Annotated in this window: 17 protein-coding genes; 8 read left to right on the top strand and 9 right to left on the bottom strand. The window is 45.5% G+C overall.

Translation table 11 applies throughout. From position 1 onward, the window contains the following. Nucleotides 1–21 precede the first annotated feature (21 nt). The 9 genes from rpoZ to A9237_RS07385 all read right to left on the bottom strand — a co-directional run bounded on the left by rpoZ (nucleotide 22) and on the right by A9237_RS07385 (nucleotide 9,072). The gene (gene rpoZ / locus A9237_RS07425) at nucleotides 22–294 is read right to left on the bottom strand and encodes a DNA-directed RNA polymerase subunit omega (protein WP_005379346.1); all 273 of its coding nucleotides are present in this window, start codon (nucleotides 292–294) and stop codon (nucleotides 22–24) included. Nucleotides 295–457: 163 nt separating this feature from the next. Beyond that, nucleotides 458–1,081: a guanylate kinase gene (gmk, locus tag A9237_RS07420; RefSeq protein ID WP_009707953.1), complete on the bottom strand. Its 624-nt coding sequence runs from the start codon at nucleotides 1,079–1,081 to the stop codon at nucleotides 458–460. Between the two features lie 354 nt (nucleotides 1,082–1,435). Next, on the bottom strand, nucleotides 1,436–2,650 hold the full coding sequence (locus A9237_RS07415) for a tetratricopeptide repeat protein (RefSeq protein ID WP_005434449.1): 1,215 nt from the start codon (nucleotides 2,648–2,650) through the stop codon (nucleotides 1,436–1,438). An 11-nt stretch (nucleotides 2,651–2,661) separates the two neighbouring features. Further along, complete coding sequence (locus tag A9237_RS07410; protein ID WP_005394943.1) at nucleotides 2,662–3,294, bottom strand: energy transducer TonB; 633 nt, start codon at nucleotides 3,292–3,294, stop codon at nucleotides 2,662–2,664. A gap of 4 nt (nucleotides 3,295–3,298) precedes the next feature. After that, nucleotides 3,299–3,706: an ExbD/TolR family protein gene (locus A9237_RS07405; RefSeq protein WP_005430119.1), complete on the bottom strand. Its 408-nt coding sequence runs from the start codon at nucleotides 3,704–3,706 to the stop codon at nucleotides 3,299–3,301. A gap of 25 nt (nucleotides 3,707–3,731) precedes the next feature. Next, nucleotides 3,732–4,259 carry a MotA/TolQ/ExbB proton channel family protein gene (locus tag A9237_RS07400; RefSeq protein WP_078607965.1) on the bottom strand — a complete coding sequence of 176 codons (528 nt, stop codon included), beginning with the start codon at nucleotides 4,257–4,259 and terminating at the stop codon, nucleotides 3,732–3,734. Nucleotides 4,260–4,268: 9 nt separating this feature from the next. Then, nucleotides 4,269–5,630, bottom strand: a complete 1,362-nt coding sequence (locus tag A9237_RS07395; RefSeq protein WP_038893794.1) for a MotA/TolQ/ExbB proton channel family protein — start codon at nucleotides 5,628–5,630, stop codon at nucleotides 4,269–4,271. A 3-nt stretch (nucleotides 5,631–5,633) separates the two neighbouring features. Further along, entirely contained in the window at nucleotides 5,634–6,398 is a 765-nt protein-coding gene (locus A9237_RS07390; protein ID WP_005434436.1) for a DUF3450 domain-containing protein, read from the bottom strand. 73 nt (nucleotides 6,399–6,471) lie between these two features. Then, complete coding sequence (locus A9237_RS07385) at nucleotides 6,472–9,072, bottom strand: TonB-dependent receptor plug domain-containing protein (protein WP_078607964.1); 2,601 nt, start codon at nucleotides 9,070–9,072, stop codon at nucleotides 6,472–6,474. An 818-nt stretch (nucleotides 9,073–9,890) separates the two neighbouring features. On the opposite strand from A9237_RS07385, the gene A9237_RS07380 reads away from it, so the two are divergent. From A9237_RS07380 to A9237_RS07345, 8 genes are all read left to right on the top strand, one after another. After that, complete coding sequence (locus tag A9237_RS07380; RefSeq protein WP_005434432.1) at nucleotides 9,891–10,916, top strand: ABC transporter permease subunit; 1,026 nt, start codon at nucleotides 9,891–9,893, stop codon at nucleotides 10,914–10,916. 1 nt (nucleotide 10,917) lies between these two features. Further along, on the top strand, nucleotides 10,918–11,961 hold the full coding sequence (locus A9237_RS07375; RefSeq protein ID WP_005434430.1) for an ABC transporter permease: 1,044 nt from the start codon (nucleotides 10,918–10,920) through the stop codon (nucleotides 11,959–11,961). A gap of 38 nt (nucleotides 11,962–11,999) precedes the next feature. Continuing rightward, nucleotides 12,000–13,826 carry an extracellular solute-binding protein gene (locus A9237_RS07370; RefSeq protein WP_078607963.1) on the top strand — a complete coding sequence of 609 codons (1,827 nt, stop codon included), beginning with the start codon at nucleotides 12,000–12,002 and terminating at the stop codon, nucleotides 13,824–13,826. Between the two features lie 9 nt (nucleotides 13,827–13,835). Then, nucleotides 13,836–14,693, top strand: a complete 858-nt coding sequence (locus A9237_RS07365; RefSeq protein ID WP_009707949.1) for an ABC transporter ATP-binding protein — start codon at nucleotides 13,836–13,838, stop codon at nucleotides 14,691–14,693. Nucleotides 14,694–14,729: 36 nt separating this feature from the next. Further along, entirely contained in the window at nucleotides 14,730–15,569 is an 840-nt protein-coding gene (locus tag A9237_RS07360; RefSeq protein ID WP_020195414.1) for an ABC transporter ATP-binding protein, read from the top strand. A gap of 150 nt (nucleotides 15,570–15,719) precedes the next feature. Next, the gene (locus A9237_RS07355) at nucleotides 15,720–16,145 is read left to right on the top strand and encodes a phosphate-starvation-inducible protein PsiE (RefSeq protein ID WP_010650185.1); all 426 of its coding nucleotides are present in this window, start codon (nucleotides 15,720–15,722) and stop codon (nucleotides 16,143–16,145) included. Nucleotides 16,146–16,312: 167 nt separating this feature from the next. After that, nucleotides 16,313–16,690: a hypothetical protein gene (locus tag A9237_RS07350; RefSeq protein ID WP_078607962.1), complete on the top strand. Its 378-nt coding sequence runs from the start codon at nucleotides 16,313–16,315 to the stop codon at nucleotides 16,688–16,690. Between the two features lie 198 nt (nucleotides 16,691–16,888). Continuing rightward, nucleotides 16,889–17,842 (top strand): DMT family transporter, encoded by a 954-nt coding sequence (locus A9237_RS07345; protein ID WP_078607961.1) that lies wholly within the window; start codon nucleotides 16,889–16,891, stop codon nucleotides 17,840–17,842. The last annotated feature ends 13 nt before the right edge of the window (nucleotides 17,843–17,855 follow it).

Raw genomic sequence — 17,855 nt, 5'->3', positions numbered from 1 at the left:
TGTTGAATTCTAAAGTCAGAATTAACGGTTGTGAGCGATGCTGCTTACTGCCGCTAGCTCTGCCGCTTCTTGCTCTTGCTGTTCTTGACGTTCACGGGCGTCTAGAACTTCTTTAGTAATTAAACCTTCTTCGATTTCGCGTAGAGCGATAACCGTTGGCTTATCGTTCTCTTCTGGCACTAGTGCATCTTTACCGCCAGTTTGCATTTGACGAGCGCGGCGAGCCGCAATCAGTACTAGGTCGAAACGGTTGCCAACTTTTTCAACAGCGTCTTGAACAGTTACGCGTGCCATGAGGACTCCAAATAGTTAACTAAATTTTGAATGACGAGAAAGTATACAGTCTCAGCGTAATATTTACTAGCGATAAGACGTGCAACAACAATGACTTTCTATATAAGCAATATAAGCTTCCTTACCGTAATAAAGAAGCGAAAATTTGTATTTCTGCGCAGAATTACTCTGCTAGAAGTGCGTCAAGCATACCTTTATATTTAGCAGCTTGCTTTTCTTCCTTCAATCTTTCCGCACGTAGGATGGCTTTAAAGTCCATCAATGCAGTATCGAAATCGTCGTTTACGATCACATAATCGTACTCGTTGTAGTGCGAGATTTCTGACTTTGCTTCTGCCATGCGTTTTGCGATAACGTCATCGCTGTCTTGACCACGAGTGGTTAGGCGGCGCTCAAGTTCGCCATTTGATGGCGGCAAGATAAAGATGCTTTTCGCTTCTGACATTTGTTCGCGGATTTGACGCGCGCCTTGCCAGTCGATGTCTAGGAAAACGTCGATGCCTTTGTTTAGCGTTTCTTCAATCCATACGCGTGATGTGCCGTAGTAGTTACCAAACACTTCTGCGTATTCTAGGAAGTCGCCTTGTGCAATCAGAGCTTCAAACTCTTCTTTTGCGACGAAATGGTAGTGGATACCGTTTTCTTCGCCAGGGCGCATGCCACGAGTAGTATGAGACACAGACACTTTCATTGCGTATGTTGGGTTACGTTCCAACATTGCTGAGATCAAGCTAGATTTACCTGCGCCGCTAGGTGCAGATACGATATAGAGAGTACCTTTGCCCATTGTACTGTTCCACTTTTGGTTGGATTGAGTGAATGCCGAAAAGAAGTCTCGACCTTGTAGTTATGCCAATGATGCTTATCAGCGAGATTGATATAACGATAGCACTGACGTTGATGATTTCTCCACCAAACCACTCAGGATTGGTGATAAACCCGCCAGAAAAATGGAGGCGAAGAGTATCATGAACTCCCTGTGGTTGCTAGCCGATCTTTTTGATCTTTGACGTGTGGGATGACTTCTCCCTCTATATATAGAGGCGAAAAAAGGGGAAGCTTTCACTTCCCCAGGCGTGCGACTGACTCACACTTAATCTTCGGAGCAACTTTAGCGTTGCACGTTACTGCTTTTCAGGGACTAGCCTTGTGACTCTAAGAAGTTTATCCAAGGGCTAGCTACCGCTTTCATATCAGGAGATTGCGCTGCACTCTTCATTGCTTTGAGGGCATTACTTGGCTGGTTGAGCTCAAAATAAGCCATGCCTCGAATGTAGTTCAGTTCACCTTTATCATCGCGTTTGGCGTCTGGAGCTGCATTCTTTGCAAACTTGGTTGCTGCAGAGTACTGCTTATCCAAGATCATCAAACGAGCAATCTTGATCTGCGTTTTGGCTTTTGGTGCTAATTGGTAAGCCGCTACATAGGTTTCAATCGACTTATCCAGTTCCTGAGCTTGTTGCCAGAAAGACGCTAGTTTCTCTAAGTTTTCAGCATTACGTGCAACATGACCTTCTTCCATCGACGTTTGCATTGTTTTAGCCGCACGGAAAGGTACTCCTTGATAAGCTTGGAAGTTCACTAAACGTAGATACTCTTTCTCTCCCTCTAAAAGACCCATTTTATGAGCCATTTCTAAAGTCGAAAGGGCATTACGCTCTTGCTTGAGCTCCATGTAAATACCAGACAATTGAGTCCAGTAACGCTTATTTTGCGGGTACTTCGTAGTCAAGATTTTTAGCACGCCAGCAACACTTTTGAATTGCTTTAATTCATAGTGAGCAGACATCAACAGTTGATACCAAGATTCACTAGGATTCTTCGTCATTGCAATTGCCTTTTTGGTTGGTGGAATTGCGTTGCGGTAATCTTCTAGTTGAATGTAAGCACTTGCCAATGTGATGTAAGCATGTGCTTGAGGTTTTTCCTCTGTTGTTTCAGCAATCTTGAACCACTCGTTCATTGTATTAACGGATTGCTTAAATTTGCCTTCTGCTAGATAAAGCTGTGCAAGGCTATAACGAACCTGTTGAGCTACGGGTACTGGTAAAGCATCTAACTTGAGTGCTTCAGCAAAGTATTTCGCTGCTTTTGGGTAATCGTCCTTTAAAGAATACAGAAAGCCCATCTGTTGCAGTAACACGGCGCGGTCGTATTTCTTTTTCTTGGTACTTCCCAAGGCAGAGTTCAGTTTAGAGATTGCATCCGAGTATTTTTCAGTTGCAATCAGTTCCTGAACTTTGTTCACGGTTCGGAATGTTCTGTCAGACAACTCAGGAGTATTGGCAAAAGCAGGCGCGCCATACGCGCCTGAGATAAACACCAGAGAAGCCAACAACTTAGTATATGCTTTCATATTGCGACTCCTTAGTTCGTAGAGAACTCGATTTCCTGAGAAAGACGAGAGCTAACCGCTTGGCCATCAACCATTTTTGGTTTGAATGTCCACTTTGATACAGTTTTCTTCGCCGCTTTACCCAAGCCCAACTTACGTGGAGATTCTTTTAAGACTTTGACGTCTTGTACGCCACCACGCTCGTTAACCGTAAACTCTACGAGTACGATACCTTTTTCTAATCCCGATCTCGCTGCTTTACGAGGCATTTGAGGCTGGAAAGTCGCAAGAGGAACTGGGCCTCCGCTACCTGCCAACTTAGCACCACCACCTTGGGTGTAGTGTCCAAGTACTGAACCGCCGGTTACGTTAACTGGAAGATCAAGTTTTGGCATGTCCATTGGGATTTGATCCATCACCGGTTTTACCGTTGCCGTTACCTTCATTTCTGGAGGTGGTGGCGGACGCTTCGGTGGTGGCGGTTTCGGAAGTTCGCGTTTTTTCTCCTGTATTTTTTCGTCCGGTTTAATGCGAATGAATTCAACCATACGTAGGTCATCATTCGACACTAGCTCGTGGCGCTCTTTGTTTACTAGCTTGTCCATCCCCCAGAACAATCCGAGGGAGACAATGAGCGCCAGTGCAATTGAGGCCAGATACCGCATAGGCTTAATCCTTATTGGTTGCGGCAATGGAGATGCTTTCTACACCTGCCATCTTAATCTGGTCCATAACCTTCACGACTACGCCAGCGTTAGCTTCTGTATCCGCTTGGATAACAACCGCGCCATCTGGGCTTTCTGCACGTAGACGTTCGATGTTGGCACGTACGGCGTCAACTTCAATACGACGTTTATCAACCCAAACATCACCCGCAGCACCGATGGCAACCATGATGTTACCTTTCTTAACGGTTTGCGCTGAGCTCGCCGTCGGACGATTTACTTCAAGACCTGCTTCTTTAACAAACGATGTTGTTACGATAAAGAAGATCAACATGATGAACACGATGTCTAGCATCGGGGTCATATCGATAGCAGCTTCGTCGCTGCTGTCATTGCTATAGCGTCTCTTCATGACCTATACCTCTAATTCCGTTTACTCAGGCAATGTGCTTTAGCTTGTCTTCAAGCTTCTGCGTGGTGACTTTGGCTAAATGATCAAGACGTGTACTAAAGAAAAGTCCTGATAGTGAAGCCACCATTCCCGCTAGTGTTGGGATTGTTGCCTTTGAGATCCCCGAGGCCATTGCTCGAGGGCTTCCTGTTCCTGTTACCGCTAAGATGTCGAATACTTGAATCATGCCGACAACGGTGCCAAGCAAGCCAAGTAGGGGACAAAGTGCAATCAATACTTTGACGATTGGCAGTCCCTTTTTATTCTCAATATCCTGACGAGAAACCATTTCTTGTCGGATCATCTTTGCGTTCCAGCTTTTATGTTCTGAACGCTCTTCCCATAAGCTAACGGCTTTTTTCATTGCTTTGGGAGCGACGGCAGCGAAGTAAAACCAACGTTCTAGTAAGACTGCCCATAACATGAAGCTGAGGATAAAGATGGCGACAAGTACATCACCACCCATTCCCAAGAAGCGCCTAATTGATTCAAGTTCTCCAACTAACCACCACATAACGCCTCCTTAGCTTTCGGCTTTATGCAGTTTTTCCTGATAGCGAGCGATGAAGCCTGCACTCTGTTCTTCAAGAGTTTGAACCAAACGACGACCTTTACTGTGTACGATTGTGTACAGGAACAGCAGAGGAATTGCGACAACCAGACCAAGCATGGTAGTAACAAGTGCTTCTGAGATACCGCCAGCCATTAGCTTCGGATCACCTGTACCAAATAGTGTGATTGCTTGGAACGTACCGATCATACCCATAACCGTACCTAGTAGACCTAGAAGAGGTGCTACAGAAGCGAATAGTTTGATTGAGCTGATAAAGCGTTCAATGCTCGGTGCGTTACGTAGGATGATTTCGTCCAGCTTCGCTTCAAGATCTTCAAGGTTGTCACCTTTATGTTCTTGGTAAGCTTGGATAACTTCACCCAATGGGTTGCCAGGGATAACAGTGTCAGATTTCGCTTGTTTGCGCATTTTGCCACCGATAACCAATAGGCGTAGGTAACAAACGAGAGCGATAAGTGCACCAATTGCACCCATACCTAGGATGACGTAACCAACGATACCACCTTGGTCAATACGTTCCTGAACAGTAGGGCTTTGTACTAATAGAGACAGAATCACACCACGAGATGGGTCGATAAACAGTGGTTCGTATGTGCCGTCCGCTGATTCAAAACCACCCACTAGACGAGTGATGTTTTTGCTTGGTTGACGTGATAGCTCTTCGAACTTACCTGTTTGAGGTACGTAAGTTACGTATTTGCCATCTGCGATTGCGTTAAACTCACCCACTAAGGTTACGTCACGGACCGCTTCTTTACCTTCACCGTATACAACGGTTGCTGGTGCTGTTGTTGTATCGCCTGAAGCTACGACTTGTTGTAGGATCGTGTGCCAAAATGCTTCAAGTTCTTGCGTTGATGGCAGTTCTTTACTTTCTGCTAGTTTAGAAAGCAGCGCGTCACGCTCAGGGAAAAGAACGGCATTTTGCGAAGCCGCAAATAGACCTTTAAATTCACCCGCATACTGACGAACCACACCAAACATCTCACCTAGCGTACCTGAGCGAACGCGAAGTGTTTCTGTCAGTTCGGTTAGCTGTTTGTCGTTTTCGTCAAACGTGGCTTTCAGCTCATCACCAAGTGCTTGTTGCGCTGCAAGTTCTGCACGAGCTTTTTCAAGAAGTGCAGCTTGTTGATCGCGGTTGTTTTTGAACTCAGCTTCACGAGCTTTGTTCTCTTTTGATTCAACGATACTTTCTGATTTTACGTTTTTCAGTAGTTCAGATAGGTTCTTAGGTGCTTCAGCTTGTGCACCAGAAATCATGAATAAGCTCGCTAGCAAACCAGCGGCTAGAGTTTTGAATCCTTTCATTTCTTATTCCTCCCCAGCAAATACAGGCAGTTTGATCAGCGCTGGTGGCGCTTGTTTCTTAGCGATACGAAGGCCTTGCTGTACAGCGATACGGTAGTTCTCAGGTAGTGATTCCCATTGACGAGTTTGTTGGTTCCACATGCCTGTTTCACCGCCATCCGGAGATTGGAATAGAAGCGCAGTACGACCAATACGTAGGAAGTCGTAAGTCACGGTTTCACCGTTGCGCTCTAGGCTAGCTTTGTAAGATTCAATTGAGCGAGAGAAGCCTTCTTCGATTTGGTAGGCTTCCATCACTTTACGGAATTTCTCTGAAGTTGTTACGTCTGCACGATCCATTAGGTCACGTAACTCAACAACACGTTTAGTACGCTCTTCTTTTTGGAATGGTAGATCCAGAGTAACGAATTCATCTAGGGCATCGATCATTTTTAGCGTAAGAGGCACAACCTCTGTTGCTGTTTGGTCGATTTGAGCAATCTGGCTGTTCAATGAATCCAGCTCTCCCTGCTGAGATTGAACCATGCGGTTGATTTGCTCATTGTAGACTTTCATGCTGTCGATCTGACGCAGTAGGCCTTTGTATTCAGCCAACATGCCTTCAGTGCTTTCAGCATAGGTGTCGATTTTTTGTTGTGAAGCCTGAGAAGACTTCGTTGTCTTTGCTTGGTTAGCGACAACGGTACCAGAGTCCGCAGCAACAGCTGCTCCACTTACCGTTAGTATCGCGGCAGTAACTGCACTTACGCCAAATTCCTTTAACGTCATAGTTGCATCCTTGTCAGTGTATAAAAGTCAGTCGAGAGGGGCGCAGGAAAAGCTCCTGCGCCAAAGGTTTTAATTAAAAGTTTTGAGAGTATTTCACGAAGTAAACGCGGCCTTGAATGCTGTATAGGTCAGCATCGTAAGTCACACCATCAGACTCAAACGCTGGGTCTTCATCGGTAAGGTTACGTACACCTGCAGTGAACTTCGCATCCCATGGAGCTAGGTAGTTGTATGCTACGTTCCAGATTGTTTGCGATGGGATGTTACCTGTCTTGTTGTAGTTCTCATCAACGTCTTGTGCTTGTGACGCGATGTAGTCTGCTGATAGGTAAACATCGTGCTCTTCTAGGAAGTTAAGACCAACACCTGTGTTGAAACGGTACTCAGGTAGACCATTACGGCCAACTTGGTTGTTCACTGGACCATTCACGTATTCAGGTGCGCTGTAGTCAAGAACATAGCTACCCATGAAGTCGTAACGTAGAACGGCTGAGTCGAAGTCGTAACGGTAGCCAACTTTCAGGTCAAGACCAGAAGTATCTAGAGTACCTAAGTTTTCTAGGCCTGCTGTTGCGTGCGTAATACGGCCTGTTGCATCACGGTCGATGTTCGGGTTCGCAACCCCACTGCTACGCTCTTGGTCGATCATGCTTTGTAGAGAGTTAAGCGTGATTACATCATCGATACTGATGTTGTAGTAATCAAGTGTCAGATCTAGATCTTCGATTGGTGAGTAACTTACACCGAAGTTAAATGACACAGATGTTTCAGCATCTAGATCTTCGTTTGATGTACGAGTTACGTCGTACTGAGTTTCTGGACAGTCTGCGTCAGAGATGCCGTTTGCTTGACAGTAAACGTAATCTTTTGCGCTATCTGCAGAGAAGCTATCCGCACCGTAAAGGTTTGCTAATGTTGGCGCACGGAAGCCCATACCCGCACCTGTACGGAACATTAGGTTATCAAGAGGTTGGTAACGGAATGATGCTTTTGGTGAAATCTCACTACCAAAGTCACTGTAGTGGTCGTAACGTGCCGCAATGTTCATCTCTAGCTCATCGGTAAACGCGATCAGAGACTCTGCGTAAAGCGCGTAAGTTTCACGGTCACCACCTGCTGAGTTACCAGAACTACCGATGATGTTACCTGCTTCACTTTGTGGATCGTATTTGTCAAAGTAGTCGTAAGTTGTGAACTCTGCACCAATATACACAGGAATAGTAACGTCACCGATTTCTGCTAGGTCAAACTGAAGACCACCGTAGAAGTTGTGCATTTCCATTTGTGTTTCGCGGCTTGTTCCGGCTGCTAGGTCACTCGTTGCATCAGCGCTGAACTCGCCATCAACAAACTCGCCTGAGTTCGCTAGCTGCTCAGCCGGTGAGCGGAACACGTAACCTGTACCAATTTCGTTACTGTTCGAGAAGTTAAGCTGGTAACCCGTTTCCCAAACCACATCACCGAAGCTATCTGTGTAAAGTGTGCCGTCTAGGCCTGCTTTCAAATCAGCTTGGAAGTCAGTTACATTGTTGTCACGTGTACCTACGTTGTTGAAACGGTAGTAAACACGAGCTGGACCTGCTGCTGGATCTAGACCATTCTCTGTGAAGAAATCAGAACCACCAGACGTTGTTGGGTCAACTTCAAACCAACCTGCTGCAGGAGCGTAACGACCGAAGCTTTCGTTGCGGTTCAAAAGCACTTGTGCATTGAACGTTGTGTCGTCATTCAGGAAAATATTACCGTTAACAAAAACAGTATTACGCTCTAGAGAAGCAGTCTGCGCAGCATCAGCCGTGTAGTCGTAACCACAGATATCACCCAGACCTGGGTAGTTGGTTAAACCAACAAAGCCTTTTGATGAATCACAAGTTGCGTCTGTATCGTAACCTTTCAGCGCTTTCAGCTCACCGTTATGGTAAACGTTTCGGCCGTAGATACTTACACCAGACATATCAAAGTAGTTGTCTGCACCAGTATTGGTTGAGCTTAGGTAGTCACGATCGCGTTGGTAGATTTCGTCTTTACTATCATGCTCAAACGAGAACATGATGTTGCCTTTCTCACCACTTGTACCCATCACGAAAGCAACATTCTGCTCATCGCCGCCTTCTTGGCTAGGGATACCTGAACCAACCGTGACGTTGATGCCATCGAACTCATCTTTCAAGATGATGTTAACTACACCTGCAACAGCATCTGAACCGTATACAGCAGAACCACCGTCGGCCATTACTTCAACACGTTCTACGATTGCAGAAGGGATTACGTTGATGTTGGCAGCACCGCCACCCATAGCTGCTGAGCCAGGAAGACGTTTGCCGTTAATTAGAACTAGAGTACGTTCAGAACCTAGACCTCGTAGAGAGATGGTTGCTTGGCTTTGTGCCGAGCTGCCTGAACGTTCGCTGTGTGAACCAAAAGAGTTAAATGAAGATTTACGTAGTACATCAGCGATAGATACGTCACCAGCTCGTTCAATTTCTGCACGGCCGATAACAGCTACTGGGGTGCTTCCTTCCATAGACGCTCGCGTTAGACGCGAACCAGTAACTTTCATTTTTTGTAGTTTTTCAACTTGCTGCTCTTCTGCCTGCGCTGCTAGAGGGGCCACTGCTGCCGTCCCCAGTGCAAGGCTGATCGCAACAGATAAAGCGGTTGTGTTTTTATACATCCTTGTTGCTCCGATTATTATTATTCCTATGTCTGGCCATAACGGCCAATTATGACGTTAATATTTCGTTAACGTTCCGGACATGTATACCTGAGATGAAAAAAGGAAGTCAAACCAGTGGTAAACAGAGATAAAGAAATGTAAAAAAGATGTAAAAAACCAAAAGTGACATAAATCACAGAATAATTTACTGCATGATGTTTATAAATTGAGATTAAATTTTAATAAAACACCGTATTTTGTGTTTCTTGTAAAGTCTAATGACTTATATCGCCTATGCTTTTTAAGTGGGCGATTGGCACTGAATTTAAACGTTAATCTAGATGATTGTTCTGCTTGAGGGTTTTTATGGAATGCTGGGCATGTTAACTCGATCGCACAAGGTGGTATCAGAATATGATACCCACCGTTATAAAAGGGCTCACTAGTATTTTGAGGTCAAATGGTAGTGGGGGTCTTTTGTCTAATTATTCTGCATATATGCATGTTTATATGGGGTTTTGGCTCTAAAGTGCCTAGATTGATATTCTGTATGAATTGGTTTTGTGGTTTTTTATAATTATTTACAAAAACATTTCTGTTTTTGGACATCGGAGGAAGTTTGTCATGTTTTGGATTCAAACACTTGAAGCTTACTTGGATTCAAGATAAATATGACGCTGAAATTATTGCAGTAGTGGAAAAAACTAGCTTTTGAAACTCAGGGAGTGTGTTTCAACAGCTTTAGTTACTACGGGATAGAGATGCACCATTTTGGGCCGGAATTCTCCTCTCCAAACCCGCCTAATAATGGACAGTAGACAAGGAGCAAGTTGTATATGCTGTCGTACTTTTTACGCCGTTTAGCGTTGGTTATTCCAACGTTTCTCGGGATTACCATTCTTATCTTTGCTATCACTCGATTCGTGCCTGGTGGCCCGGTAGAGCGCATGCTTTCACAAATGCAGGCGCAAGGTGATGGTGCCGCATCTATGACATCAGCTGGTGGTAACACTGCCTTATCTGATGACCAAATTGCAGAGCTAAACGCTTTTTACGGACTGGATAAACCCGTAATGGAAGCCTACGTAGAATGGTTAAGCCGTTTGGTGACGTTAGATTTAGGTGAATCGACTCGATACTACGAACCTGTATCTGACATGATCGCAGAGCGCTTACCGGTGTCTTTGTTTTATGGCGGAATGACCTTCTTTATCAGTTACTTTATTTCGATTCCGCTCGGCTACTATAAAGCGCTCAAACACGGCTCCGTATTTGACTCCGCTTCTTCTATTCTCATCTTTGTCGGGTATGCACTCCCCGGATACGTCGTTGGTGTCCTACTGATTACCTTGTTCAGTTATCACCTAGAATGGTTCCCGATGGGGGGCTTTGTCGGAGACGACTTTGATGACTATGAAACCTTCTTTGAGCGCGCAAAAGACATCATGTGGCACGCAGTATTGCCTTTGATCTGTTACCTCATTGGTGACTTCGCAACGCTAACGATGACAATGAAAAATAACCTAATGGAAAACCTGTCATCCGATTACATCCGTACCGCGATTGCTAAAGGTCTGCCATTTAAGAAAGCAGTGCGTAAACATGCTCTGCGTAACAGCTTGATTCCGATTGCCTCCCACTTTGGTAACTCGCTGCTGTTCTTCATGACGGGCGCTTTCCTTATCGAAGTAATCTTTAATATTGATGGTATCGGTCTGCTTGGTTATGAATCCATCATGGAGCGCGATTACCCAGTGGTTATGGGCATTGTAGCTATCAACGCGGTATTGCTACTAATCGGCAATATCATTTCAGATATCTGTGTTGCTTTAGTCGACCCACGTGTGAAGTTTGGAGCGTAATATGATTAAAGTGAGCCCGTTAACTCAAAAGAAAATCCGTCATTTTAAAGAAATCAAACGTGGTTACTGGTCGTTTTTGATCTTATCAACCATGTTGATCTTGTCTCTCTTTGCTGAACTGTTGATCAACAGTAAAGCTTTGGTCGTTAAATACGATGGCAGTTATTACTTCCCGGTCGTAAGCGATGTGCGTTTGGGTAGCGAGTTTGGCCAAGCGTCCTCGAGTGAGGCCGATTACCGAGAGCTGCAGAAAGTATTTGAAGCGGAAGGCGGCGATAACTTCGTTATTCTACCGATTGTTCCTTGGAACCCATATGAGCAAGACTTTAGTGGTGATTTCCCTCCGACAGCACCAAGCGCTGAAGATAAGCACTACCTAGGCACTGATGTGATTGGTCGAGACATCTTAGCTCGACTGGTTTACGGCTTCCGTACTGCGATGGGATTTGCGCTACTTACCATGGCGATCTCGTACGCGATTGGCACTGCTGTTGGTTGTGCGATGGGGTTCTGGGGTGGCAAGTTTGACTTATTTGTTCAGCGCTTGATCGAGGTCTGGTCAATGGTGCCTTTTTTATACGTCATCATGATCCTCGTCTCGATAGTGCAACCAACCTTTACTCTGTTCGTCGGTATTAACGTACTCTTTGGGTGGATGGGGATGACCTGGTACATGCGAACCATGACCTACAAGGAGTCAGCGCGTGAATACGTAATGGCGGCCCGTGCATTAGGTGCATCGACTGGGCGTATCTTGTTTAACCACATTCTGCCAAACACCATGGTAATGATCGTGACACTCGCACCGTTTACCATTGCAGCCAACATCACCGCTCTGACCGCTCTTGATTATCTCGGTCTTGGTTTGATGCCTCCAACGCCAAGTTGGGGTGAGTTGCTACAACAAGGTAAGTCAAACTTAGACTCGCCATGGATTGTTTCTTCAGTAGTAAGCTCTATCGTACTGGTATTGGTGATGGTGACCTTCATTGGTGAAGCGATCCGAGCGGCATTCGACCCGAAAAAATTCACACGCTATGTTTAAGCAAGCATTGTGAGCAAAACATAAAAAAGGGAAGTTTTATGAAAAAATTATTACTAGCGTCAACGCTGAGCGCCCTGAGTTTTGGTGCGATGTCAGCAACGCTTCCGACTGACTTAAACTGGCAAACAAACTGGGATGAGCCACAATACGGCTCTCCTGAAGCAAAACGTGGTGGTACTTTCCGAGCGTATATGTCGAGCTTTCCGCAGACTTTGCGCAGCGTTGGCCCTGATGCGAACTCAGGTTTGCGTTCTTATATACTGGATGAAACACCGGGTTTGGTGGTACGTCACCCAGATACTCTGGAATTCATCCCTGAGCTAGCGAATGAGTGGGCACTTGCAGGTGATAACAAAACCGTTTATTTCAAACTGAATCCAGAAGCAAAATGGTCGGATGGTAAACCCGTTACTGCCGACGACTTTGTCTTTATGTTGAAGTTCTACCGCTCCAAAGACATTCTCGAGCCTTGGTACAACGATTACTACAACAAGACTGTTGAAGATGTGATTAAGTTCGACGACCTAACGTTTGCGGTGAAAGCAGCGAAAGAACTTAACCCTGAAGAGCTGTTGTTAAGAATGGGGGCACTGCGTCCTCGTCCTGCTCACTTCTATGCCAACCCTAAGAAAGATGAAAACGGCGATGGCATTCATGATGACTTCGTTCGTTACTACAACTTCAAAAGTGAACCAACCACTAGCGCTTACTATCTAGCTGATATCAAAAAAGGTAAGAGTGTTACCTTTAAGCACGTTGGCGAAGATTGGTGGGGATACACCAATAAGTATTATGAAAACCGTTATAACGTCGACAAGATTCGTATCACGGTTATTCGTGATAACGACATTGCTAAGAAGCACTTTGAAAAAGGCAGCCTAGATTCATTTGGCTTGGTTTTACCTAACCTTTGGCACGATAAGTCTGATACTGCGCCTTATAAAAAGGGCTATATTCAGAAGTTTTGGGGCTACAACCAATACCCTGTAGGTGCTGGCGGCGTTTGGATGAATACCGCAATGCCATTATTGGATGACTTAAACATTCGTAAAGGCATCACTTACGCGATCGACTTCGATGGCATGATCGAAAACATCATGCGTGGTGACTACAGCCGTAAACCTAACCCAACAGGCTACGGGCATGGTAAATACACCCTGCCAGACGCGAAAGCACCAAAGTTTGATCCAGAAAAAGCGGCTGAAGCATTTGCAGCAGCTGGTTTTGATAAGATTGGTTCCGACGGTATCCGTGTTAACGACAAAGGTCAGCGTTTGAGTTTCGAGTTGACCTACGCAACGCCAGTGCACACGCCTCGTATCGCATTTGTGCGTGAACAAGCTAAGTTGGCCGGTTTAGACATCGAACTTAAACTGATCGATGGCTCATCAATGTTCAAATACGTACGTGAGAAAAAGCACGATTTAGCGTTCCTAGATATGGGCACTTCTGAGATCCCAACGTATTGGGAATACTTCCACTCAGTGAATGCCAATAAGCCACAAACTAACTCTTTCACGAACTACAGCACGCCAGAGCTTGATGAGAAAATCATTGAGTACCGTTTCAACATGGACATGGATAAGAAGATCCAACTGGGTCATGAAATCCAACGTGACATCATTGATGCACATGTGATTGTTCCGGGTTACATGGTGCCTTACGTTCGTTACGGCCATTGGCGTTGGTTGAAATTGCCAGAGAAACCAATGAACCGTATGACCGAAGCACTATTTAGCGGCGGCATTATTGGTGATGGAACGTACTGGATTGATAAAGACATCAAGAAAGAAACCCAGAAGGCAATGAAGTCGGGTAAGACTTTTGAACCGGTTGTTGTCGTTGATGACACGTACAAGTTGTAAGGATGTGTTATGGAAAACGATGTAATCCTGAGTGTTAAAGATCTAGAAGTTGAGTTCACCACGGACGATGGTCCGGTAAAAGTGCTGCATGGCGTGAACTTTGATGTTCGCGCTGGGCGTACCCTTGGTCTTGTAGGCGAATCCGGCAGTGGTAAGAGTGTTACTTCCATGTCCATCATGGGTTTGTTGCCGAAACCTTACGGTAATATCGTCAATGGCGAGATTGATTACCGCGGTACGAACTTGGTCACGCTACCAGCAGAAGAAATGTACGCAATGCGCGGTGACCGCATTTCTATTATCTTCCAAGACCCAATGACCGCGCTGAACCCAGTGCATTCTATTGGTCGTCAGCTTTGCGAAGTGCTTGAGCTGCACCGTCCAGAGTTGGATAAAAAAGCGCGCGAATCTTACGCTGTTGAAATGCTGGCGAAAGTAAAAATTCCGATGCCGGAGAAACGCTTGAACGAGTACCCGCATAATCTATCCGGCGGCATGCGTCAGCGTGTGATGATTGCGATGGCATTGGCGTGTAAACCTGACATTTTGATTTGTGATGAGCCAACCACTGCACTGGATGTAACGGTTCAGGCGTCTATTCTTGAATTAATGAACGAGCTTCAAGAAGAAACAGGCATGGCGATGATCTTCATCACTCACGATCTTGGTGTGGTTGCAGAAGTGTGTGATGACGTAGCCGTGATGTACGGTGGTCGTATTGTTGAAAAGGCCGAGATTTTCGAGCTATTCGATAACCCACAGCACCCATATACAGAGCGTTTGATGGGCTTGATGCCAAGTTTAGATAATGAGCCTAAGCAGATGATCGACATTAAACCGATCGATGCCAGTATGTTTGCTAGCTAACTGGTGCAAAGTGAACAAGTCATAAAAGAGGATGTTATGGCAAAAGAAGTATTAAGAATTGAAGATCTTAAGCAGCACTTTGTATCTGGTAAGGGACTGTTTAAGAAAGGCTACACCATTAAAGCCGTTGATGGTGTGTCGCTATCAGTAGGTGAAGGGGAAACTCTTGGCCTAGTAGGTGAATCAGGCTGTGGTAAAAGTACCCTAGGTCGTACTATTTTGAAATTGTACGAGCCAACTGAAGGTAAAATTTTCTTTGAAGGCAAAGACATCACCAAATTGTCTGTGAAGCAAATGCGCTCATTGCGTAAGGACATGCAGATTGTCTTCCAAGACCCAATGGAATCGCTAAACCAACGCCATACGATTGGCATGATTCTCGAAGAGCCGTATGTGATTCACAACATCGGTACGTCTTCAGAGCGCAAGCAGTGGGTGAAAGAGCTACTTGTTAAAGTTGGCTTGCCAGAAACCGCGGTAAACCGCTATCCGCATGAGTTCTCCGGTGGTCAGCGCCAACGTATTGGTATTGCTCGTGCGATTGCCCTTAAGCCTAAATTGCTGATTTGTGATGAGTCGGTATCCGCGTTGGACGTATCGGTTCAAGCGCAAATCCTAAACCTGCTGTTGCAACTGCAACAAGAGATGAACCTTGCGATTATCTTTATCTCGCATGACTTGTCTGTCGTGAAGCATGTGTCTGATAAGGTTGCGGTGATGTACTTTGGTAAAGTCGTGGAAGCGGGTAACGCGAAAGAAATTTACGCGAATCCTCAGAACGATTACACCAAGAAGCTGTTGTCGGCGATCCCAATCACGCATCCTAAGTATCGTAAGAAAAAGCGCTTGGCAGAAAAAAAGCAGCAAGTGGCGTAACGCCACCATCCAAATAAAACCAACTTAAAAGATAAAAGTGCTCCACTGGGTTGGAGCGTTTTTATTTCCGATAATTTTCTGTCTTCAGCTTCTTTAAAATAGCGTGCTACACTGCAAACTTATTCCTTTGATTTGTTTGGATAGTTGGCCATGCCGTCGCATTTACCTAAATCATTCAGTCGTCCCTTTCTGAAAGTCTTTCATCTGCTCGAAGCTGTGCTTTTAGTCGCCATTACTCTGGCAACTGTGTGGGCGATGGTGGAAGAGTTTGTCCACATTTACGTCCAGAAGCGTGTTGCACTCGATGACATCTTATTAATGTTCATCTATCTGGAAGTGCTCGCTATGGTTGGGCAGTTCGTGATGAACGGTAAGATACCGGTTCGATACCCGATCTACATTGCCATGATGGCGATTGCTCGCTACATCACACTTGGTATGAAAGAGCTCGATTCGGTGATGATTGTATGGCTCTCGTTAGCCGCGTTTATCTTGGCGGCGGCAACCTTGGTTATTCGAGTAGGCCATCATTATTGGCCGTATATAGATAATCAAACCGCTGAAAAAGACGAATAACGTGAAGCCTCGCCTAATGCGAGGCTTTGTTTTTGTGTGAAGGGAAATCACACCTTGATGGCGTGGGGGTAAAAAAGTGTAAAGTCATCTCAAGCCATCTTGTTTCTTGTCTTGTTGATGAGTATCTTCACGCTAACCCTTTATAACTGCTTTGATGAGAGATTGTGATGCTAGCGAAATGCACATCGACAATGTATTTTCTGCTGAGTGTCTTGATTGCATTTGCGCTTTCAAGCGGTATTGCTCGTGCAGAAACGCCATCAAGCGCAGCAAATCACATTGCATCAGCAACAGAGTCTTTGCATATCAGTTTTTGTGATTTGACCTTTAGCTCGGCAGAAAAGAGTGAGCCGGGGTGTTGCGAGCCGGGCGGAACATGCTTTGAGAAGCAGTGTTGTTCCCATGGTCACGCATCGGGTACGGCTGTTGTCGAAACTCAGCCAAGATCTTATGAAGCTCCATTCCGAGATGAGTTGGCGGTAAGCAAAGCCACGCTCTACACCAGTGCTGACATGCACTCTCACTATCGCCCTCCGATAGCTTAATTCCTATCTCGCAGCGTTTCGCTGCCAACAATGTTACTGCACGAATTGTCGTGTGAATTTGTTATGCGTGTAAATAGCTCTCTATTTGCACCATCCTGTGATGGGAATGAAAAATGAAAACCAATCTAATTGCTCGTACCGAGCATCTTGCTGCGTGCCTACCAAACCTTGTTATCAACCGACAAGCGGGAGGTCGCCATGACGTATAAGCATCTACCAATTGTCTTGTTTGTGTCTGTGTGCTTGATTTGGGGCACCACGTGGTTTGCGATGGAAGTGGCAGTGCAAACTATTCCGCCTATCTTTGCGACCGGACTGCGATTTCTGATTGCCGCGCCGTTATTAATCATGTTGGCGAAACACCTTAAACAACCTCTGTTCTTCCCGAAAGGCAAAGTGTTCTGGATGTTCGTCGTTGCGATTTTCTATTTCGCGATTCCATTTACCTTAATGATTTTTGGTGAACAATACATTTCATCGGGTCTTGCTTCGATCATCTTCGCCAACATGCCGATTGCGGTGATGGTGACATCGAGCCTGTTCCTTGGACTTAGGTTACGTAAATCTCAGATTGCTGGTCTTTTAGTCGCGGTGTTGAGCTTAGTTTTGATTTTAGCGAAAGAGATGAGTTTGGGTGGAGAGGATTACCTGCTGGGTTTTCTCGCTTTAGGTGGGGCGGTCGCGATTCATTCGGTGATGTACGTGTTTGTTGAAAAGTTCTGTAAAGGCATTCCAGTGCTGACTTACAACGCCTTTCCAAGCTTTGTTGCCTCTGCGTTGCTCTTTATCACTTCACTGATCGTCGAACAGCCGGATCTTTCTCAGTTCTCGATGGATTCGATTGCCGCTGTGATTTATCTCGGTATGTTTGCTAGCGTCGGTGGCATCGTGGCGTACTTTAAGCTTGGACAAGTGTCGACGCCGTTTACCGCCTCGATCTGCTTTCTGTTTTTCCCTTTGATTGCGCTGAGCCTTTCAACATGGATTGCGGGTAACAGTTTGTCGTTGGTTTCTGTCGCTCTGCTGCTGCCATTACTGGGCGGTATTTTTGTGACTAAAGCTGAGCCTGCTTTCTGGCAGCGTTTTCGCCTGAAGTCTGCAGAGCAAAAGCCTGTGCTATGTGAACATTGTATGAAGAACACCAATGCTTAACACCGACTAAACA

Source organism: Vibrio owensii (assembly GCF_002021755.1).
GTDB classification, from domain to species: Bacteria; Pseudomonadota; Gammaproteobacteria; order Enterobacterales; family Vibrionaceae; genus Vibrio; species Vibrio owensii.
The sequence above is the reverse complement of the archived record's forward strand: the minus strand, read 5'-3'. Positions and strand labels throughout refer to the sequence as shown.